The sequence below is a fragment of the Orrella sp. 11846 genome, assembly GCF_048820935.1.
Taxonomy (GTDB): domain Bacteria; phylum Pseudomonadota; class Gammaproteobacteria; order Burkholderiales; family Burkholderiaceae_B; genus Algicoccus.
Map to the genome: position 1 here is coordinate 28,016 of NZ_JBMERD010000015.1, position 19,589 is coordinate 47,604.

18 protein-coding genes are annotated in these 19,589 nt (G+C 49.1%); 15 read left to right on the forward strand and 3 right to left on the reverse strand.

Annotated elements, in window-relative coordinates; translation table 11 throughout:
- Positions 1-7: 7 nt before the first annotated feature.
- The 14 genes from ACOI06_RS11975 to ACOI06_RS12040 all read left to right on the forward strand — a co-directional run bounded on the left by ACOI06_RS11975 (position 8) and on the right by ACOI06_RS12040 (position 12,689).
- The gene (locus ACOI06_RS11975) at positions 8-2,554 is read left to right on the forward strand and encodes an ABC transporter permease (RefSeq protein ID WP_420662822.1); all 2,547 of its coding nucleotides are present in this window, start codon (positions 8-10) and stop codon (positions 2,552-2,554) included.
- Positions 2,551-3,270 carry a 3-deoxy-D-manno-octulosonic acid kinase gene (locus ACOI06_RS11980; RefSeq protein WP_420662823.1) on the forward strand — a complete coding sequence of 240 codons (720 nt, stop codon included), beginning with the start codon at positions 2,551-2,553 and terminating at the stop codon, positions 3,268-3,270. Before ACOI06_RS11975 ends, ACOI06_RS11980 begins: the two co-directional genes overlap by 4 nt.
- Positions 3,271-3,378: 108 nt before the next feature.
- Entirely contained in the window at positions 3,379-4,479 is a 1,101-nt protein-coding gene (locus ACOI06_RS11985; protein ID WP_420662824.1) for a polyamine ABC transporter substrate-binding protein, read from the forward strand.
- Between the two features lie 21 nt (positions 4,480-4,500).
- On the forward strand, positions 4,501-5,631 hold the full coding sequence (locus ACOI06_RS11990; RefSeq protein ID WP_420662825.1) for an ABC transporter ATP-binding protein: 1,131 nt from the start codon (positions 4,501-4,503) through the stop codon (positions 5,629-5,631).
- The gene (locus ACOI06_RS11995) at positions 5,628-6,539 is read left to right on the forward strand and encodes an ABC transporter permease subunit (protein WP_420662826.1); all 912 of its coding nucleotides are present in this window, start codon (positions 5,628-5,630) and stop codon (positions 6,537-6,539) included. Before ACOI06_RS11990 ends, ACOI06_RS11995 begins: the two co-directional genes overlap by 4 nt.
- Positions 6,532-7,359 carry an ABC transporter permease subunit gene (locus ACOI06_RS12000; protein WP_420662827.1) on the forward strand — a complete coding sequence of 276 codons (828 nt, stop codon included), beginning with the start codon at positions 6,532-6,534 and terminating at the stop codon, positions 7,357-7,359. The genes ACOI06_RS11995 and ACOI06_RS12000 overlap by 8 nt, the downstream gene beginning before the upstream one ends.
- Positions 7,356-7,718, forward strand: coding sequence for a Spx/MgsR family RNA polymerase-binding regulatory protein (locus ACOI06_RS12005; protein ID WP_420662828.1), 363 nt, complete (start codon positions 7,356-7,358; stop codon positions 7,716-7,718). Before ACOI06_RS12000 ends, ACOI06_RS12005 begins: the two co-directional genes overlap by 4 nt.
- A complete protein-coding gene (locus tag ACOI06_RS12010) occupies positions 7,718-9,052 on the forward strand; it encodes a DNA recombination protein RmuC (RefSeq protein ID WP_420662829.1) in 1,335 nt (444 codons plus the stop codon). The genes ACOI06_RS12005 and ACOI06_RS12010 overlap by 1 nt, the downstream gene beginning before the upstream one ends.
- Positions 9,033-9,713, forward strand: coding sequence for a ribose-5-phosphate isomerase RpiA (rpiA, locus tag ACOI06_RS12015; protein ID WP_420662830.1), 681 nt, complete (start codon positions 9,033-9,035; stop codon positions 9,711-9,713). Before ACOI06_RS12010 ends, rpiA begins: the two co-directional genes overlap by 20 nt.
- Before the next feature lie 252 nt (positions 9,714-9,965).
- The gene (locus tag ACOI06_RS12020; RefSeq protein WP_420662831.1) at positions 9,966-10,196 is read left to right on the forward strand and encodes a hypothetical protein; all 231 of its coding nucleotides are present in this window, start codon (positions 9,966-9,968) and stop codon (positions 10,194-10,196) included.
- An 8-nt stretch (positions 10,197-10,204) separates the two neighbouring features.
- Positions 10,205-10,450, forward strand: coding sequence for a YbjN domain-containing protein (locus tag ACOI06_RS12025; RefSeq protein ID WP_420662832.1), 246 nt, complete (start codon positions 10,205-10,207; stop codon positions 10,448-10,450).
- Between the two features lie 163 nt (positions 10,451-10,613).
- Positions 10,614-10,955 (forward strand): ArsR/SmtB family transcription factor, encoded by a 342-nt coding sequence (locus tag ACOI06_RS12030; protein WP_420662833.1) that lies wholly within the window; start codon positions 10,614-10,616, stop codon positions 10,953-10,955.
- Between the two features lie 10 nt (positions 10,956-10,965).
- A complete protein-coding gene (locus ACOI06_RS12035; protein ID WP_420662834.1) occupies positions 10,966-12,276 on the forward strand; it encodes an arsenic transporter in 1,311 nt (436 codons plus the stop codon).
- A gap of 179 nt (positions 12,277-12,455) precedes the next feature.
- Positions 12,456-12,689, forward strand: a complete 234-nt coding sequence (locus ACOI06_RS12040; RefSeq protein ID WP_420662835.1) for a YbjN domain-containing protein — start codon at positions 12,456-12,458, stop codon at positions 12,687-12,689.
- 105 nt (positions 12,690-12,794) lie between these two features.
- Here ACOI06_RS12040 and ACOI06_RS12045 read toward each other — a convergent pair whose 3' ends face one another.
- On the reverse strand, positions 12,795-13,070 hold the full coding sequence (locus ACOI06_RS12045; protein ID WP_420662836.1) for an oxidative damage protection protein: 276 nt from the start codon (positions 13,068-13,070) through the stop codon (positions 12,795-12,797).
- Positions 13,071-13,177: 107 nt separating this feature from the next.
- Positions 13,178-14,527 carry an amino-acid N-acetyltransferase gene (gene argA, locus ACOI06_RS12050; RefSeq protein ID WP_420662837.1) on the reverse strand — a complete coding sequence of 450 codons (1,350 nt, stop codon included), beginning with the start codon at positions 14,525-14,527 and terminating at the stop codon, positions 13,178-13,180.
- Positions 14,528-14,768: 241 nt separating this feature from the next.
- Between argA and hrpA the strand changes: the two genes are divergently transcribed.
- Positions 14,769-18,635 (forward strand): ATP-dependent RNA helicase HrpA, encoded by a 3,867-nt coding sequence (hrpA, locus tag ACOI06_RS12055; protein WP_420662838.1) that lies wholly within the window; start codon positions 14,769-14,771, stop codon positions 18,633-18,635.
- Between the two features lie 54 nt (positions 18,636-18,689).
- Here the strand turns inward: hrpA and ACOI06_RS12060 are convergent, their stop codons facing one another.
- Positions 18,690-19,589: an aspartyl/asparaginyl beta-hydroxylase domain-containing protein gene (locus tag ACOI06_RS12060; RefSeq protein WP_420662839.1), complete on the reverse strand. Its 900-nt coding sequence runs from the start codon at positions 19,587-19,589 to the stop codon at positions 18,690-18,692.

Below are 19,589 nucleotides of genomic sequence, written 5' to 3' on the forward strand. Positions count from 1 at the left end.
GCAATCGATGAATCGAGTTGAGCTAGAACGTCGTCGCAATCAGTCCGTGACAAGTCGGGCGCAATCATGGTGGCGGTTTGGGTTGCGTCAGACTTGGCGTGATGCTCGCTCTGGTGAACTGCGTCTACTTTTGTTCGCAGTCATGATTGCTGTGGCTGCCATCACCAGTGTGGGATTTTTAGCGGATCGGGTGTCTCAAGCACTGAATCAAGATGCGGTGCGTTTGTTGGGTGCTGATTTGCTTGTGGAAAGTCCGCAAGCCGCGCAGCCTGCCTGGGTTCAAGCCGCCCGCGATCAAGGCTTGGCAGCGATACGCATTCAACAGTTCCCTTCGATGGTGGGGTCATCGGATGGACTGTGGCAGCTGGCCTCTGTGAAAGCGGTTGAAGAAGGCTATCCCTTGCGAGGTGCTTTACGCACAGCAGAGTCAATCGATACGCCGGATGCGGTCACCGAAGCGGTGCCAGAAGTAGGGACGGTTTGGATTGATCCCCAGTTGTTGTTGCAAACGGGTTTATCCGTGGGTGAAGACTTGCAGGTTGGCCATTCCGCGCTGACGATTGCGCGTGTTCTGACCTATGAGCCTGATCGAGGTATGCAATTGGTGTCCATGGCGCCTCGTTTGTTGATGCGCGCAGAAGATTTGCAAGCGACAGGGTTGCTGGCCGCGGGCAGTCGGGTTGGCCATAGTTTGATGGTGGCGGGTGAATCGGATGCATTGGCGAACTTTAGGGATTGGTTGGAGCCCCAGTTACAAACCGCTCAAAAAATACTCGACGTACAGGAAGGACGCCCTGAAGTGGGTCGGACGGTTGAACGTGCGCAGAATTTTCTGACGTTGGTGGTCATGATCGCCGTGCTGATTTCAGCAGTTTCGATTGCGCTGGGTGCGCGTCGGTTTGCACAACGTCAGCAGCAAGCGATTGCGGTGATGCGCTGCTTAGGTGCAACTCGGGGGTTGATTCGTCGGGTGTTATTGGTTGAGTTCTCTTGTGTGGCGCTACTGGGTACGGTGTTGGGGGTCGTCATTGGTGCGGCTGCTCAACTTGGTCTAGCGATTACGATGCAATCACTGGTGATGCAGTCTTTGCCTGCGCCTAGCTGGATGCCGGTGTTACAGGGTGTTTATGCGGGGTTTTGGTTGCTGTTTGCATTTTCATTGCCGCCATTGCAGTCATTATCACGCATGAGTCCGGCGCAGATCTTTCGCCAAGAAACCGCGGGTCTGGCTTGGCAAAGTATCAGTGGCTATGGGCTAGCCATTGGCGGGTTTTTTGGTTTGATGTGGTGGATTGCCGGTGATCTGCTCTATGGGCTGGGTTTGGCAGCTGGGTTTGTTGCAGCCGCCGCGCTCTTTGCAGGTCTAACCCTAGCCATGCTGCAAGCATTTTCTTGGTTTAGGAAATGGCATCGTGGGCATGCAACCTGGCGCTTTGCCATGGCAGGGATGGTGCGAAGACGAGGCGCGACGATGGCCCAAGTGAGTGCTCTGGCGGGTGGCATGATGGCGATTTTGTTGTTGCTGATTGTGCGCACGGATTTGTTGGACGGCTGGCAACAAACCTTGCCACCCGATGCGGCCAATCGCTTTCTGATTAACATTCAACCCGATCAAATTGCTGATGTTCGTGTGCAATTGCAAAGCTTAACGAGTCAACCAGCACAGGTCTATCCGATGGTGCGGGGTCGCTTGATTGAACACAATGACAATCCGATTCGGGTCGACGACTATCGTTCACCTCGGATACAGCGTTTATTACAGCGGGACTTTAATCTGACTTACCTGGACTCGTTACAAAACCAAGGGCAGGTGGTGGCAGGTGAAGCTTGGGATCCACAAACGTTGTCGGTTTCCATCGAGGATGAGATTGCCCGTGAACTGGGTTTGCGACTAGGGGATCAAGTCACATTTGATGTGGCGGGTCTGTCTGTGCCGGTTCAAGTGACACAGTTTCGCAAAGTGGATTGGGGGACGTTAAAGCCAAATTTCTTTGCCATTACCACCCCACAGGCCCTACAAAACTCACCCCAGACCTGGATGACGGCAATTCGCTTAGAACAAACGCAACAATCAGAATTAAAAACCTTGCTACAAACGTACCCGAATATCACGGTCTTTGATGTCGATGCTTTGATGAACCAGTTACGATCCGTTTTGGATCGGGTGGTGTTTGCGATACAGGGGCTTTTTGTGTTTGCTGTGTTAGCAGGTGGCTTGGTCCTGATGGCGGCTTTGAGTACGAGTCGTGATGAGCGAGTTCGTGAAGCGGCATTGCTACGCGCTTTGGGCGCAACTGATCGACAATTGCGTTCTGCACAACGGTTAGAGCTTTTAACCATCGGTGCATTGGCAGGTCTGATGGCCAGCGCCGGTGCCACCACAATCGCTTGGGGGTTGTCACGCTGGGTGTTTGAATTTGCCATGGTTTGGTCGTGGCTGCCTTGGGTCACAGGTTTGGTGGTTTGCATGGTGGCTGCTTGGGTGGCAGGTTCACTGGTTTTACGGGGCGTGCTTCAAACGCCGCCCTTGCAGATATTGAGAACATCCTTATGAGTGAGAATGTCGTGCAAACTGAGTCATTAGGGTTCTTTACACTACACCACGATCAAACGTCTGTGGTGAGTGCGCGTTCCGATGTTAAGTTTCAGTGGTTTGATCCAGATTGTGAGTCTCTACACGCACAGCCTGTGCAAACGGGAGGTCGTGGAGCAGCCTGGTTTGTTGATTTGGGTATCCAGCAAGGTGTACTGAGACATTACCGACGCGGTGGTCTGATCTCGCGTCTCACAAAAACGCTCTATGTCTGGGGTGGCTTGTCAAAAACTCGCAGCTTTCAAGAGTTTTATCTGATGCATCAACTCCAGAATCTTGGACTGCCTGTCCCCACTGTGATGGCTGCTCAGGTACAGCGTGTGGGTTTTTTCTTTTACAAGGCGGCTTTAATTACAGAACGTATTGACGGCGCACGCGCCCTGGCTGAGTGTGAGGATCCTGAGCTATGGTATGCAGCGGGCATTCTCATTCAAACAATGCATGCGCTGGGTGTTTGGCATGCGGATCTGAATGTGCATAATATTCTGGTGGATTCGCAAGGTGCTTTGTGGCTGATTGATTTTGATCGTGCGCAATATCCTGTATACGACTCTTCCCGGCTTCAAAGCAATATCGAGCGCCTAGAGCGTTCCGTTCTGAAGGTTTGTCCAGAAAAGCATGAATTACATTGGCAAATGTTGTCTCAGGGATACGCTACAGATGGTCCGCAAGCATAGGTCCTGATCTGAGATGACCTTATCGTGAAAAAGCTTTAGAATTCTAGGGTTTATGTCGTGTTGCGTGCAGAACTGCCCAACATGGCTTTTTTTAATGGGGGGTTTAAAATGAAATCACGCGTTTTGTGGACGTGGCTGCTCAGCGCAGCCGTGGGTGGTTTGAGTCTGACTGGGCTGACACAAGCTCAGACACTGAACGTCTATAACTGGGCAGAATATACCGCCCCCGATACGATTCCTGGGTTTGAACGTGAAGCAGGGGTCAAGGTGCGCTATGACACTTACGATAGCAATGACACGCTTCAAGCCAAGTTGTTAACGGGCAATTCTGGGTATGACGTGGTCGTGCCCTCTACGCATTATGCCGCGCGTCAGATTGAAGGCGGGCTGTTTCAAAAACTCGATAAATCCAGAATCCCAAACTGGGAGAATCTGGATCCAGCCATCATGAAGTTACTCGAGCCGGTTGACCCGGGTAATCAATATCTGGTGCCGTGGGGGTATGGGACCAATGCCTTGGGTTTTAATGTGACTAAAGCCCGTGAGATTTTAGGTGATGATGTCAATCTTGCTGACTGGTCGTTGTTATTCGATCCTGAGAAGATTAAGAAATTTGCCAGTTGTGGGGTTTCGATTCTGGATGAGGCGGCACAAGTGTTTCCAGCCGCATTGCACTATCTGGGCAAAGATCCCAACAGCAGCAAACCTGAAGACATGAAAGCTGCGCTGGAGTTGCTGAAGTCGATCCGACCTTACGTGCGTCAGTTCAGTTCATCGGGCTACATCGATGAGTTGGCAACCGGTGACCTGTGCTTGGTCTATGGGTTCTCAGGTGATGTGTTGATTGCAGCCAGTCGCGCTAAAGAGGGTAAACGTAATTATGAGATTGATTACTTCTTGCCAGAAGATGGTGCACCGGCTTGGTTTGACACCATGGCCATTCCTAAAGATGCGGCCAATCCTGATCTGGCCAACGACTTTGTGAACTACATGTCTAAACCGGAAGTGTCTGCAGCGATCACGAATACGATGTTCTACCCAAACGCCAACAAAGCGGCGCGTCCTTTGGTGATTTCTGAAGTGGCTGACAATCCATCGATTTATCCGAGTGATGAGGTTCAGAGCCGCATCTTTGTGATTCAACCCCATGCACCCAACGTACAACGACAGCAGTCACGGATGTGGGCTGAGTTGAAGTCAGGTCGCTAGGTTTAGATGAGGTTTTTTAAGATGGCAACGTCGGTGAATGGTTTGAGTACCTATGCGGGTGATGGGCAGGATTTTGTGCGTTTAGTGGATGTCACCAAAGTCTACGGAGAAACCGTGGCTGTTCAGACCGTGAATCTGAGCATTCAACGCAATGAGATTTTTGCATTGTTAGGGAGTTCAGGTTGCGGTAAATCGACTTTACTCAGAATGCTGGCAGGGTTTGAAACCGTGAGCTCGGGTCAGATTTTTTTGGATGGTGCCAATATTACGAACTTGGCGCCCTACGAGCGTCCGGTCAATATGATGTTTCAGTCGTATGCCCTGTTTCCCCATATGAATGTGGAAGCGAATGTGGCATTTGGTCTGAAGCAAGAGGGTGTGCCACGTCACGAGATCCATGAACGTGTCTATGAGGCGTTGGAACTGGTGCAAATGTCGCCGTATGCACGACGTAAACCTCATCAATTGTCGGGTGGTCAACAACAGCGAGTGGCGTTGGCTAGAAGTCTGGTTAAACGTCCAAAACTTTTATTGCTCGATGAGCCGATGTCTGCACTAGACAAACAGATTCGCCATAAGACGCAGATCGAGCTTGTGCGTATTCTGGATCAGTTGGGTGTGACGTGTTGCATGGTGACCCACGATCAGGAAGAGGCGATGAGCATGGCGAGTCGATTGGCCGTCATGACTGAGGGACAAATTCGTCAGGTGGGGTCACCGCAAGAGGTTTATGCGTTTCCAAACTCTCGCTTTGTCGCGGGATTCATTGGCTCGACCAACTTGTTTGAAGGTGTGATTTCGGTTGATGAACCAGATCACATCATGATTGAAAGCGAGGACTTGCCTCGTCCCTTTTATGTTGATCATGGGGTGAGCGAACCTTTGGGTATGGACGTGTCTGTGTCATTGCGACCTGAGCAGGTGTTTGTGAGTCGTCAGGCACCTGATAGTGAGTACAACTGGGGCCATGGTGTGGTGAGTCACATGGCCTGGATGGGGAGTTATGCGCTTTATCAGATCCGTCTGGATTCAGGCAAGCTTGTAGAAGCCAATTTGCCTTCACAAATTCTGATGCAATCTGATCCACCGGGTGTCGATGATGAAGTTTATGTGCATTGGAACCAGGATAGCGTGACGGTACTGACATCATGAAGAAATCTTGGCAACAGATCCGAGCGGATCTGCTGAGCATTGCGCCACCATTCTTATGGCTCATTCTGTTTTTGTTGATCCCATTTTTAATGGTTCTCAAAATCAGTTTTGCTGATATGGAGTTTGGGGTGCCTCCCTATACGGCACTGACGCAGTGGGCCGATGAGACATTGGCTTTGTCAGTGCATTTGCGTGGATATTTTTTACTGTTCAGTGATTCGCTGTACATCGCGACTTATATCCAGTCTTTGCGCATGGCGGCTATGACGACGCTAGTGTGCATTCTGATTGGCTACCCCATGGCGTATTACATCGCGCGAGCACCTCAGCGAATTCAACATTTGCTGCTGCTCGCTGTGATTCTGCCTTTCTGGACATCGTTGCTATTGCGCGTATACGCCTGGGTAGGAATTTTGCGCAGTGATGGGTTGCTGAATTCGGTGCTGATGGGATTGGGGCTGATTCAGACACCACTTGAAATCTATCGCACAGATTTTGCGGTGTATATCGGTTTGGTCTACGCGTATTTGCCATTTTTTGTGTTGCCGATGTACGCCGTCTTGGTCAAACTTGATACACGATTGCTAGATGCAGCCTATGACTTAGGTGCGCGCCCATGGCGTGCGTTTATTTCGGTCACTTTGCCGCTGTCCATGCCGGGGGTGATTTCGGGTGCCATGTTGGTATTTATTCCATCCGTTGGTGAGTATGTGATTCCAGAAATGCTCGGAGGTGCGGATACATTGATGATGGGTCGCTTGATGTGGGGTGAGTTCTTTACCAACGCAGACTGGCCGATGGCCTCGGCTGTGACGATTGTCATGGTGGCTTTGCTGTTGTTGCCACTGATCGTGTTCCAGGTCAGTCAAGCCAAGCATTATCAATCTCAGGGAGGTCGTCATGGCTAAAGCTCGACGGGCGCCCAATGCGCCAAGCGCCCTTGGGACTTGGTTGGCTCTGGGATTGGGTTTTTTGTTTTTGTATGTGCCGATTTTAAGTTTGATCGTTTTTTCATTTAACGATTCTGCGATGATGACCAGCTGGAGTGGGTTCTCATTGCGCTGGTACAAGGCGCTATTCAATGACACAGCTCTGTTGCAGGCAGCCTGGCTCTCTTTGCAGGTGGCCTTGATGACAGCAACCGCAGCTAGTGTGATTGGCGTTTGGGCAGGTTATGTGCTGGCCAGAAAAGGGCGGTTTCGCGGGTTTTCTTTATATGTGGGTTTGGTCAGCGCGCCCCTAGTGATTCCTGAAGTGGTGTTGGGTATTTCACTATTACTACTCTTTGTGGAAATGGGTAGCCTGTTTGGTTGGCCAGCACATCGCGGTATGTTTACGATTTGGGTAGGACACACGACGTTTTGTATGGCGTTTGTAACCGTCATTGTGCAGACCCGAATCCGTGATCTGGATCGCTCACTAGAAGAAGCCGCCTTGGACCTAGGCGCAACACCGCTGACAGTATTTTTTAGGGTGACCTTGCCATTGATTGCACCGGCGATTGTTTCCGGATGGTTGCTGGCGTTTACACTGTCATTGGATGATGTGGTGATTGCCTCCTTTTTATCTGGCCCTGGTGCCACATTGCTGTCACCGGAAATTTTCGCACGCGTAAGATTGGGGTTGAAGCCTGAAGTGAATGCGCTTGCGACTTTATTTGTAGTCGTTGTCGGTATTCTCGTGTTTGTTGCGAATGCGGTACAACGTCGTCAAGGAAAAAAATCATGATTCAAGTCTATGGACTGACAAAGTGTTCGACATGTATCAAAGCACTCGACTGGTTAAAAGCGCAGTCGATTGATTTTGAGTTTACGGATTATCGGGATCATCCCATCGAGCCACAAGATTTGGTGCGTTACGCCGAGATACTGGGTGGCTGGGAAAAACTGGTGAACCGTGCGTCTATGACTTGGCGTCAACTCGATGACTCACAAAAATCTGCCAGCACTGAAGCGCAGTGGTTAAGCTTAATTGCTGAATACCCGACGCTGATTCGTCGGCCATTAGTGGTGAGTCCGGATGGTCGAGTGACGAATCGCTTTAATCTGAAGCGCTGGCAGGCGTTTTTTGACGTTCAAGCCAGTTGATGTCGATCGCCCCTGAAACACTCGATCAATGGCTTCAAGCGCACGGACTTTTGAGTGGGCTGTTGTTGCTGATCGTGATTCTGTGTCTCTTGGTTTGGCTGATGGTTCGTTCGGGACGTCATTCGAGTCAAGAAGCAGATGCCCAAGAGATGCTTCTGAAGTTAGACGGGCTTTTACAAAACCAAAGCCGTCTGGAGCAATCACTGCGACTTGAATTAGGACAATCACAGACTCAATTGCGTCACGAGATTTCTGAACAGCAACGTGCTTTTAGACAAGAGTCGACCGTTGGTCTTGAACAACTGATTGACAGTTTTTCTCAACGACTTTCACTCTTGACGCAAACGAGTGAAGGGCGGTTTCAGGATCTGCGTGATACGGTTGAAAAACGTTTAGAGAAAATTCAACAGGATAACCGCCAGCAGCTTGAGCAAATGCGCCAGACTGTCGATGAGAAGTTGCAAGCCTCATTAGAAAAGCGATTGAGTGAGTCGTTTCAGCAAGTCTCTCAACGGCTGGAAGCTGTTCACCAAGGTTTGGGTGAAATGCAGGCTCTCGCACAAGGCGTGGGTGATCTGAAACGCGTCTTAACGAACGTCAAAAGTCGCGGCACTTGGGGTGAGGTGCAGATGATGCGCCTGGTTGAAGACGTTCTGACGCCCGCGCAATATGCCCTCAATGTCAAAACAGTGCCGACTAGTTCAGCAATGGTGGAGCTGGCAATTCGACTGCCGGGTGTAGATCCTGACAGTGGTCCTGTGTGGTTGCCCGTGGATGCTAAATTTCCGAAAGAAGAGTACGAGCGTTTACAACAAGCGCTTGATGCAGGCGATCAAGAGGCGCAGCTCGCTTCAACCAATGGTTTGAGGCGAGCCATTGAAGCACAAGGCAAGTTGATAGCTGAGAAATATCTGGCGCCACCGCATACGACCGATTTTGCCATTATGTTTTTACCCAGCGAAAGTTTGTATGCCGAGGTGCTCAGATTGCCTGGAATGTTAGAACGGTTACAGGCGATGCGTATTGTGGTGGCAGGTCCGGTGAACTTTGCAGCACTTCTGAGTAGTTTGCAAATGGGCTTTAAAACCTTGGCAATTGAGCAACGCTCGTCTGAAGTGTGGCAGATTTTACGGGGTGTTAAAACAGAGTTCGACAAGTTTGGTGTGACGCTCACTAGAATGCGTAAATCACTTGAAACAGCTGCCAATACACTGAGCGATACAGAGCAAAGAACGCGTGTGATGCTCAGAACACTTAAAGACGTGGAGATTCTGGAAACAGATCCGCATGCGATTGAAATACAGGAACCGGACGATGAATCAGCAACAACTTAAACAAGCTGCTGCCCAGGCTGCACTTGACTATATTCAACCATGCCTAACCTCGGACGCCATTATTGGTGTGGGAACCGGGTCGACAGCAGATTGTTTTATTGATTTGTTGTGTCAAGAGGCACACCGATTTGCAGGTGCCGTTGCCAGCTCTGAACGCACCGCACAGCGATTACAAGCGGGTGGCGTTCGCGTTCTAGATTTGAACGATGTGGATTACATGCCGGTGTATGTAGATGGTGCCGATGAAATCAACCCAGCCTTGCAAATGATCAAAGGCGGGGGTGGTGCACTGACTCGAGAAAAAATCGTGGCTTCTGTGGCACAAAAGTTTGTATGCATTGTGGATGCCTCTAAGCAAGTCTCTGTCTTGGGTAACTTCCCGTTGCCAGTAGAGGTTTTACCGATGGCGGTGCGCAACATAAAACGCGCATTTGCAACGATGGGTGGTCAGTCTCGTGTGCGTGAGGGCTTTGTGACGGACAACGGTAATTTGATTTTGGATGTTTCGGGTTTATCGATTGAAGATCCTTTGGCGCTTGAGCAAACCATTAATCAGTGGCCTGGTGTGGTGACCAATGGGATTTTTGCGATTCATGCGGCAGCAGTCGCGCTGGTCGCCTCTGAAGCGGGTGTTCAGCAGATCAAACCGATTGATCATTGATCGAGAAATAAACAAGCCTGTTCGCGATCTGATTTAAATGCGGTGATTGCATATTTGCGTCGTTTGGGTCGCAGTTTCAGATTTTGGTGGCGTAACGAGGAATGGGTGGTATGTTTTTCGCAGTGTTTGTTTTTAGGCCTTGCTTTGTCAGACGAGAGTCTATTGAAAATGTACTGTCCGATCAACAGATGCTGTCGATTGGCGCAAATCGATAGAAGTCATTCAATCTAACAATTAAAACAGAGGTGTCTTATGTTATTTCATCGGATTAGTCGTTTGTTCCGAGCTTTATTGCCCAGTTTATTCATTGCAGCCGCATTATCGGTGATTGCATTGCCTGCGCAGGCACAACGTGGGGAGCTTATTGATTCTGTAACTGGTGAACAAGTTTTTCGTATGATGAAGAAAGAGGGTTACGCGGTTGTGCTCTCTGATGATGACGATGAAGTGATTAAGTGGAAGATTGATGGTACAACACGCTAATACTTATCATGAATCGAGGTTCTTCCTTGCAGTTTTATGCGGGTTTTACGATGGATAAAGTTTCATCCAGAAAATTGAATGAATGGAACGCCAATAGACGCTATTCCCGTACCTATACGGATGACGACGGTGATCCGGTCATTGAGCTGGATTTAGATTTGGAAGGTGGTGTCAGTCAAGCTCGCATTCTTGATTTTCTTAAAACGGCTCAGATCTCATTTGGATACTGGCGCCAAGAAGTGGTTGGTGAATAAACCGAGCTAAGCCACTGCGTAAAACAAAGTGTTTTTAACTCAAGCCAAGCATCTTTCATTGATTCTTGGCTTGAGTTTTTATAGACATAATCATTAATCAGCTATTTTTAAGCTGCCTATTTTTTAGTTGATTTCATGTCCATATGTCGGCTATTATCGACATATGGACATACAGACTGCAATTGCTAGCTTTTCAGCTTTCGCACAAGAGACACGCCTAATGGCGTTTCGCTTGTTGGTGCGTCATGAGCCTGAAGGATTACCTGCTGGAGAAATCGCCCGACAGCTCTCGATTCCACACAACACCTTATCGACTCATCTTGCCGTACTCGAGCGAGCGGGATGGCTGACATCACACAGGCAAGGGCGTTCCATCATTTATCGAGCCAACCTTGCGCACATGCAGACCGTGCTGGACTACTTGGTGCGCGATTGTTGTGCTGGGCATGCTTCGATTTGCGAATTACCCAGCGCATCGCGATGTAACGATACGATTAATTTATAGGAATGACTCAATGCTAGCGCTGTCTATTTTTATCGTCACACTTGTGCTCGTTATCTGGCAACCCAAAAATCTAGGGATAGGTTGGAGTGCTTTAGGTGGAGCCGCTGTGGCGTTGATGACCGGTGTTGTGCAGTTGCCTGATGTTGTCATCGTTTGGGATATCGTTTGGGATGCAACATTTACGTTTGTGGCCCTGATCATCATCTCCCTGATACTCGATGAAGCTGGATTTTTTACGTGGGCCGCTTTGCATATCGCGCGTTGGGGCAATGGCCGTGGACATTTGCTTTTTCCACTCATCGTATTGCTAGGTTCGGTTATTGCAGCATTCTTTGCCAATGATGGTGCCGCTTTGCTACTGACGCCGATTGTCATTGCTATTTTGCATCGACTTAAATTTACCGCATCTGCCACACTGGCTTTCATTATTGCCACCGGATTTATCGCCGATACGGCGAGCCTTGCACTGGTGATCTCTAACCTCGTGAATATCGTTAGTGCCAATTTTTTTGATATTTCGTTCTCCCGCTACGCCTTAGTCATGGTTCCGGTGCATCTGGTCTCAGTGGCTGCTTCATTAGGGGTTCTATGGTTAGTGTTTTATCGTCAGGTGCCGACTCGATATGAGCTTGATGAACTGGACTCTCCAGCCAGTGCAATTGTCGATCATCAAGTGTTTCGTGCAGCAGCGCCCATTTTTATAATGTTACTGATTGCTTATTTCGTCTCGGGACGGTGGCATTTGCCATTTAGTCTGGTGACCGGTATTGCGGCCATCGCTTTATTAGTCATTGCGGGGCGGTTTGGTCAGCCGCATCAGCCGCGCGTTGTACAGCTAGGGAGTGTCCTACGCAGCGCGCCATGGCAAATTGTGCTGTTTTCTCTCGGTATGTATCTCGTGGTGTACGGTCTGGGTCAGGCTGGGTTGACACACTACGGTGCTAGTGCGTTGGACTGGCTTGGTGAGCAAGGGGTAATCGTTGCGACTGTGGGGACAGGTTTTCTGGCTGCGGTAACTGCATCCATTATGAATAACATGCCGTCCACACTTGTCGGTGCGCTGGCGATTGACCAGACTCAGGTGTCAGAACTGACTCGACAACTAATGATCTATGCAAACGTCATTGGGAATGATATTGGTCCAAAACTAACGCCGATTGGCAGCCTAGCCACATTGTTGTGGTTGCATGTGTTGGCGGGTAAAGGCTACCGAATCACTTGGGGGCAATATATGAAAATCGGCCTGTTGATTACACCCCCAGTGCTGCTTGTGACCTTAGTGAGTCTCGCTTTATGGCTACCCATGCTGCCTGTATCTTAGAAACAAAATTGATTGGATCAGAAAAAAACTATTCGACTGCTTTCCAATTCATGGTTGTGGTGAGAGAAGTGATGTGGTGTGATAGTGTTGGAAAAAACGTTAGTTGCAGGATCCTCTTTTTAGATGGATTAATTTAAAACTGACTTAAAAGTTGATAACTGAATTAGCAAAAGATAAGGTTGTTATGGTGTTACGCTGTTTCTGACGATATAGAAAATGTACCCTTCGAACGTCTGAATAAATGGAATTCAGAAAACCCTTATTCCCGTACGTATATCGATAAGGATGGTGATGCAGTGATCAAGTTGAATTTAGATTTGGTCGATGGTGTGATCAAAGCTCGAAGACTGGGTTTCTTTAAAACTTGTCAGAATTTGATTGTAGAGTGGCACAAGGAAGTGCTTGACCAGTAGAGTTTATCGTCAGCTCATACGAATACAGCCCAGAGAAACATGAAGCTCTCTGGGCTGTATTTATTAAATAAACTGCGATATCAATCAGTGTGCTGCTGTTTGAATTTAGGCGGAAGGCGGGACGTAGCCTTGGGCTTCAACATCCTGATCTTCGAACAAGTACATTTCCATTTGCTCGCGCAGGTATTTTCTGGCACGCGCATCGGCAAGATTCAGGCGGTTTTCATTGACCAGACGGGTTTGAATTTCTGTCCATTGTTTCCAAGCGTCTTGAGAGATTTCACGCCAGATACGAACACCCAAATCACCGGGGTAAGGTGGATAGTCCAAACCTAACAACTCAGTTTTTAATTTGGTGCATTGAACCATTCTTTTGCTCATGTGCTTTATTCCCTGAAAAATTGATTACTTGACTGCCATTTTAAACATGGCTAGTGCGTTTTGTAATGAATAAGCACACCAGTCAAAGCGGATACTAATGAAATGCCTTATAAGCGTTTCATAAAAACCAGGCTATTTCGCTGACGGTTATAAGCTGCCTGTCGTTCTTTGGGCAGATCTGAAACCCCACCTTGCACAAATCCCCGTTTTACAAACCAATGTGCGGTGCGGGTCGTTAAAACGAATAATCGTTTGACGCCTAGATTGCGTGCACGGTTTTCCATGTGGCGTAGCAATAAATCGCCTTCACCACCGCCTTGCCATTCTGGATGCACAATCAGACAGGCCATTTCTGCCATTTGCTCTTCGGGATAGTGATTGAGTGTCGCACAACCAAAAATAATGCCGTCATGCTCAAGTACAGAAAAATTCTCAACTTCACGCTCAATCACATCGCGACTGCGCGTGACTAACGTGCCATCTTGCTCAAGTGGTTCGATTAAACGCAAAATCGCACCGACATCATCGATGGTGGCAGCCCGTAAATCATCCAGTGTGTCTTCGACTACCATGGTGCCCACACCATCGTGGGTAAAAATTTCCAACAGAATCGCACCATCCAATGCAAATGGAACCAGATGGGCACGAGCGACCCCTCGTTTGACAGCGCGTGAGGCTTGTTCAAGGTAGCGAGCGGTGTGGTCGGTTTGAGTTTGATTACGCAAAAGCGCATCGGCATCCAAACGGGCGAGTTCAGGAATCACTTGTTCTTCGCCGTCGGTGACCCCTGGGTTTTCGTAGAGAAAGACCAGTTTCTCTGCTTTTAGACTGATGGCCACACTGGTGGTGAGTTCTTCCATCGTTAAGTGAAACGCTTCCCCTGTCGGTGAAAACCCAAGTGGGGAGAGTAAGACAATGGAGCCACTATCTAAAGAGTGACGGATTGCATCGGTATCGATCTTGCGAACTTGGCCTGCGTGCCGATAATCGAGCCCATCGATGACACCAATGGGTTTGGCCGTCACAAAGTTGCCGGAGATGACTCGAATCTTTGCGTGGGACATGGGTGTATTGGGGAGCCCTTGGCTAAACGCAGCTTCAATGTCAAGGCGGATTTCACCGGCTGCTTCTTTGGCGCATTCGAGCGCAGCTGCATCGATAGGGGTGATGCCTTGCGTTAGTTGTTGTTGGTAACCCTTCGCTTGGAGTTGTTCATTGACCTGCGGCTGTGAGCCGTGAATCAAGACAAGTCGAATCCCAAGTGAAGACAGTAGTGACAAATCCTGAACGAGTGTATTGAGTGCATCGGCTTTAATCAGTTCACCTGTAAACCCGACCACAAACGTTTTGCCACGAAATGCGTGTACATAGGGGGCGACTTGCCGAAACCAGCGTACAAATTGAGGTTGTGACGGTTCGGCGGGCTGAGTGGAGCTGTCTATGAGTTCTTGGGTCATTTGTCTGCTGGCCTGTCTGTCCCTTAAAGGGTGACTAAATAAGAATGCTAGAAATCAGTACATTGAATAATGGATGCGAAAGCGTGTATTTTATCTGTACACAGTCAGTTTGATGGGAGTTTGCTTGCGTTTTGTTGCAAATGAATAGAGGCACATGCTTGATGCGCGTATGATGGCAACTCGCTCATTTTGAACACTGAGCCGATACCTATCGTATTTGGCACAAGATTACATAAAACCATTGATAGAAAAAGATTCACACATTTCAGATCATCAACTGCCACCTATCACGTTTGACCCTGCGCTACCGGTTAGCGCAAACCGTGAAGTCATTGAAGCCGCCATACGAGATCACCCTGTGGTCATCGTGAGTGGTGAAACGGGTTCTGGTAAAACAACGCAGTTACCCAAGATATGCCTAGCGATGGGGCGTGGACGCACCGCCATGATTGGCCATACGCAACCCAGACGCTTGGCTGCCACGTCAGTCGCTAGACGCATTGCTCAGGAGCTCGAAACGCCACTGGGTGATTGGGTTGGTTATCAAATTCGATTTCAGGATCGAAGTGCAAAATCTACGGCCATCAAATTGATGACCGATGGGATCTTGTTGGCTCAAACCCAACGCGATCCACTGCTCAAACGTTACGACACGCTCATTATCGATGAAGCGCATGAGCGCAGTCTCAACATTGATTTTTTGCTGGGTTATGTGCATCAGTTGCTGAAACGTCGCGATGATCTCAAAGTCATTATTACGTCAGCAACTTTAGATGCTGAACAATTTGCGCGTCATTTCTGTGATCGTGATGGTCGTCCTGCCCCGATTATTGAAGTGTCTGGGCGTTTGTACCCGGTTGAGATCCTTTATCGACCCTTAGATGGGCAAGATCAGGTGGGTGGTCGCGAAGGCGATCTTGATGAGGACAGTGAGGATGGTTCCGCACAGTCGCAGGTGCGTGAATTGTCGGATGCCATTGTCGATGCGGTGGATGAGTGTCAGGCAATGGGCCAAGGCGACATCCTAGTCTTTTTACCTGGAGAGCGAGAAATACGAGAAGCTACGACTGCTTTGCAAGACCATGCGGATCGAGGTGTGCAGATTTTGCCACTTTTTGCGCGTTTGTCACAAAATGAGCAAGAAGCTATTTTTCGCCCTAAAACAGGCGCAAGGCGCGTTATTCTCGCGACCAACGTCGCCGAAACCTCATTAACTGTCCCGGGTATTCGTTATGTGATCGATAGCGGATTGGCGCGAGTGAAGCGTTACTCTTGGCGTCAAAAAGTAGAACAACTGCTTGTTGAGCCAGTGAGCCAGGCGGCCGCCAATCAGCGTGCAGGTCGCTGTGGTCGTGAAGGTCCTGGTGTTTGCATCCGTCTGTACGATGAACAGGATTTTGAACGTCGGCGTGAGTTTACCGATCCTGAGATTCTTAGATCATCGCTGGCAAGCGTGATTTTACGCATGAAGTCTTTGCGCTTTGATGACATTGAGCATTTTGCCTTTGTGGATGCGCCCACGGGGCGAGCGATTGCAGATGGTTATCAAAGCTTGCAAGAGCTTGGGGCGCTAAACGAACGCAACCAACTGACGCGTACGGGTCAGACGTTGGCCAGACTGCCGCTGGATCCACGAGTTGGACGGATGTTGTTGAGTGCAGTGGATCAACAGTGTTTGTCGGAAATGTTGATTATTGCGTCTGCGTTGGCCGTTCAGGATCCTCGCGAGCGGCCTGTTGAAGCCAGAGAAGCTGCGATGCAGGCGCACGCACCTTTTAAAGATACGCAATCTGAATTTTTATCTTGGCTCAAACTGTGGCAATGGGATCGAGCACAGCTTGCGCAATCGCTCTCCAGACGGGCGATGTCCAATTTATTGAAAAAGAACTTTTTGTCAGCCAATCGCATGCGTGAATGGCGCGATGTCCACGAGCAGTTGGTGTTGCTGGCGAAAGAGCGTCGCTGGCGATTGAATCAATCCGAGGCAACCTATGAGCAACTGCATCGGGCATTGCTGTCCGGTTTGTTGGGTCACGTGGGTTTGAAAGCAGATGAGTCGCCACCTCATTATCGTGGTGTGCGAGATTTACGGTTTTGGGTGCATCCCGGATCGACCTTGCGCAGAAAGGCAGGGAAGTGGGTGGTTGCGGCAGAACTGGTTCAGACCAGTCGTTTGTATGCACGCTGTGTGGCGAACATTGAACCTCAATGGATTGAGGCGGCAAGTACGCATTTACTTAAAAAGTCCTGGGCTGAACCGACTTGGGATCGTAAGCGCGGTCAAGTGATTGCTTTTGAAAGTGCGACTTTATATGGATTGCCACTTTACAGTGGGCGCCGTGTGCACTATGGACCGATCGATGCGCAAGCTGCACGCGAAGTATTTATTCGTGAAGCACTCGTTCAAGGCTTATTAACCAATCCCATTGTCTCCAGAGGTCGTCGTCGAGATGACTATGCTTTTTTGACGCACAACATCCGACTGGTGCGTGAGATTGAGCAATTAGAGCACCGCAGTCGACGCCCGGATATTCTGGTTGATGAGTCTCGGATTGAAGCGTTTTATGAGAAACGATTACCTCCCGACATTCATCAAGCGGTTACTTTTCGTCAGTGGTTTAAAGGCTTGTCGTCCGAAGAAGCGGCATCTTGGTTATTAAAGCGCGACGACTTGATGGTGCATGATGCGACCGAGATTACGGTGGATGTGTTCCCAAAACACGTCATGCACGATGGGACGCGTTTGCGGCTGGAATATCATTTTGAACCGGGTTCCCCTCGCGATGGTGTCACGCTGGTTGTGCCTTTGATGCTTTTGAATCAGCTCGATGCGATTCGCTGGGAATGGCTGGTGCCTGGCATGCTCAAAGAAAAGGTAGAAGCTCTAGTGCGATCGTTGCCACAGCGAATTCGTCGTCATTGTGTGCCGGTGCCTGCTTATGCTGAAACCTTTCATAAAGTCTGGTTTGATCGGTTAGATGAACCGAATGTGAGTTTGTTGCAAGCACTTGCACAAGACATTCGAACGCGATTCAAAGTGGATGTGCGAGAGTCTGACTTCAAACCAGAAACTCTGGCACCTCACTTATTGATGCAATTTAAGATCCTCGATCAGGACGGACGGTTTTTAAACGCTGATCGTGACTTGAACCTCATTCGCTCCAAACTGGGCGTGCAAGCACAAGAAACTTTTCAGAAGCTGACGGCGCAGGCTGAACCAGTTGACCAGCAATTACCCACTGAAGACCTAGTTGATTGGTCGTTTGGTGTGTTGCCAGAAATGATGGAAATTCGGCGTGGTCGACGCAGTGTTGTGGGTTATCCAGCTTTGGTGGATCACCAGACGGTTTGTCGAATTGAGCTGTTTGATGATTTGTTTAGCGCCCAGCGCGCGCACCGCTTAGGTGTGTTGCGACTATTGCGTTTAACGCTGCGAGATCGTGTCAAATATTTGGAGAAAAATACCCCGCATGCACTCAAATTAGGCGTCTTGTTTATGCCCATGGGTGCTTGGGCTGATTTGCACACGCAACTGATCGATGCAGCATTAATGCATGCTGCATTTGAGGACGGTGTGCCTGACGGACCCGAAAGTTTTGAAAAAGCACGCCAAAAAGCCTCACAAAACATGGTGTCCGTGATGCAAACGATGTCAGATCTGGTTTTGAGGGTTCTTGAGACTGCGCAGAACGTGCGCCAAACACTCACTGAGATCCAATCGTTTGTGGAGGCCAGCCAGGATTTGCAAACCCAGCTGCAAGCATTGTTAGCAGATCAGTTTGTGCGCGATACGCCGTATGAACGTTTGGTGCATTTCCCGCGCTATTTGCAAGCCATGGTCATTCGGATGGAAGGGCTGCGCAATCAGCCTAGACGGGATGAACAGTTGATGGATGATTTATCGTCTTTGGAGGCACGGTATGCGAAAGCTCGAACAGTGCCTCAAGATTTGAATGACAAAGCGAGACAGGCGTTAGAGGATTTTGGTTGGCAACTTCAGGAGTTGCGGGTTGCTTTATTTGCACAGCAATTGAGAACACCGTCACCTGTATCTGTGAAGCGGCTTCAGAAAGCTTGGGATGCGCTCAAGCTTCAAGGGATTGTTTGAAAAAAGCTGTGCAGTCTTTTAAAACTGCACAGCCATTAGATCATTAAAAAAAATTTAGATCGCCAAGAATATGAATACTGCCAGCACTAAGAGTGCGACTTTTGTGGCTTTATAAAGTGTGCGGTTGGCATTTTTGAAGGCCTTGCGTTTCTGATCAATCACCCAGTGCGCATGCGTTAAACGGTTAATAAAGCCGGTTTGATCCGATTGCTCATTGGGAGATGAAGCAGCAGACATGAAAATTTTGCCAAACCACTCGTTGACTTTTTCAGTCCAACGCCAGATCAAGGGACGCTCGACGTCACAGAACAAAACAATCCGATTGGTCTCGGTTTTGTTATGCGCACTGTGGACGTAGGTCTCATCGAAAACCATGGCTTGACCGTCGTACCAAGGTTGTTGAATCCCATCGACTTCGATATAACACTGATCATCGTTCGGTGTAGTAAGTCCTAGGTGGTAGCGTAAAGAGCCTGCATAGGGGTCTCGATGTCGGTTAAGTTTTCCACCGGCAGGTAGCTGGGCAAACATCGCTGCCTTGATGTTTGGGATCTCATTGAGTAGGGCCACGGTTTTAGGGCACATTTCGAGTGCCGAGGGGTGTTTAGCGTCATACCATTTCAGATAAAAACGCGTCCAACCTTCTTTAAAGAACGAGTTGAAACCGATGTCATTGTGAGTATCTGGAGCTTTAATGGCATCCTGATCAGCGAGTGCCAAGGCTTCATCACGAATGATTTCCCAATTCTCTTCGAGTTTTTCTAGACCAGGAAATCTAGAAACTGGTGCAAAGGGGGTGGTGGGGATTTTAGAGGTCAGAATCATCAGCGCATTAATTGGCGCAAGGATGACAGAGTGATCCAGTAACTGGCGTCTCAAAGGCAACCGAACTTGTCCTCGGTAGTGGGCAAACAGAACTGCGCCCAGCCATGCAATAAGTATGATCCATTTCAT

Excerpts from the sequence above, each read along its gene's own strand:
- ACOI06_RS11980 (WP_420662823.1), top strand. The coding sequence starts at position 2,551 with ATGAGTGAGAATGTCGTGCAAACTGAGTCATTAGGGTTCTTTACACTA.
- ACOI06_RS12020 (WP_420662831.1), top strand. The coding sequence starts at position 9,966 with ATGTTATTTCATCGGATTAGTCGTTTGTTCCGAGCTTTATTGCCCAGT.
- ACOI06_RS12030 (WP_420662833.1), top strand. The coding sequence starts at position 10,614 with ATGGACATACAGACTGCAATTGCTAGCTTTTCAGCTTTCGCACAAGAG.
- ACOI06_RS12025 (WP_420662832.1), top strand. The coding sequence starts at position 10,205 with ATGAATCGAGGTTCTTCCTTGCAGTTTTATGCGGGTTTTACGATGGAT.
- ACOI06_RS12010 (WP_420662829.1), top strand. The coding sequence starts at position 7,718 with ATGTCGATCGCCCCTGAAACACTCGATCAATGGCTTCAAGCGCACGGA.
- ACOI06_RS11990 (WP_420662825.1), top strand. The coding sequence starts at position 4,501 with ATGGCAACGTCGGTGAATGGTTTGAGTACCTATGCGGGTGATGGGCAG.
- argA (WP_420662837.1), bottom strand. The coding sequence starts at position 14,527 with ATGACCCAAGAACTCATAGACAGCTCCACTCAGCCCGCCGAACCGTCA.
- ACOI06_RS12005 (WP_420662828.1), top strand. The coding sequence starts at position 7,356 with ATGATTCAAGTCTATGGACTGACAAAGTGTTCGACATGTATCAAAGCA.
- ACOI06_RS11995 (WP_420662826.1), top strand. The coding sequence starts at position 5,628 with ATGAAGAAATCTTGGCAACAGATCCGAGCGGATCTGCTGAGCATTGCG.
- ACOI06_RS11975 (WP_420662822.1), top strand. The coding sequence starts at position 8 with ATGAATCGAGTTGAGCTAGAACGTCGTCGCAATCAGTCCGTGACAAGT.
- ACOI06_RS12035 (WP_420662834.1), top strand. The coding sequence starts at position 10,966 with ATGCTAGCGCTGTCTATTTTTATCGTCACACTTGTGCTCGTTATCTGG.
- ACOI06_RS12045 (WP_420662836.1), bottom strand. The coding sequence starts at position 13,070 with ATGAGCAAAAGAATGGTTCAATGCACCAAATTAAAAACTGAGTTGTTA.
- ACOI06_RS12000 (WP_420662827.1), top strand. The coding sequence starts at position 6,532 with ATGGCTAAAGCTCGACGGGCGCCCAATGCGCCAAGCGCCCTTGGGACT.
- rpiA (WP_420662830.1), top strand. The coding sequence starts at position 9,033 with ATGAATCAGCAACAACTTAAACAAGCTGCTGCCCAGGCTGCACTTGAC.
- ACOI06_RS11985 (WP_420662824.1), top strand. The coding sequence starts at position 3,379 with ATGAAATCACGCGTTTTGTGGACGTGGCTGCTCAGCGCAGCCGTGGGT.
- ACOI06_RS12060 (WP_420662839.1), bottom strand. The coding sequence starts at position 19,589 with ATGAAATGGATCATACTTATTGCATGGCTGGGCGCAGTTCTGTTTGCC.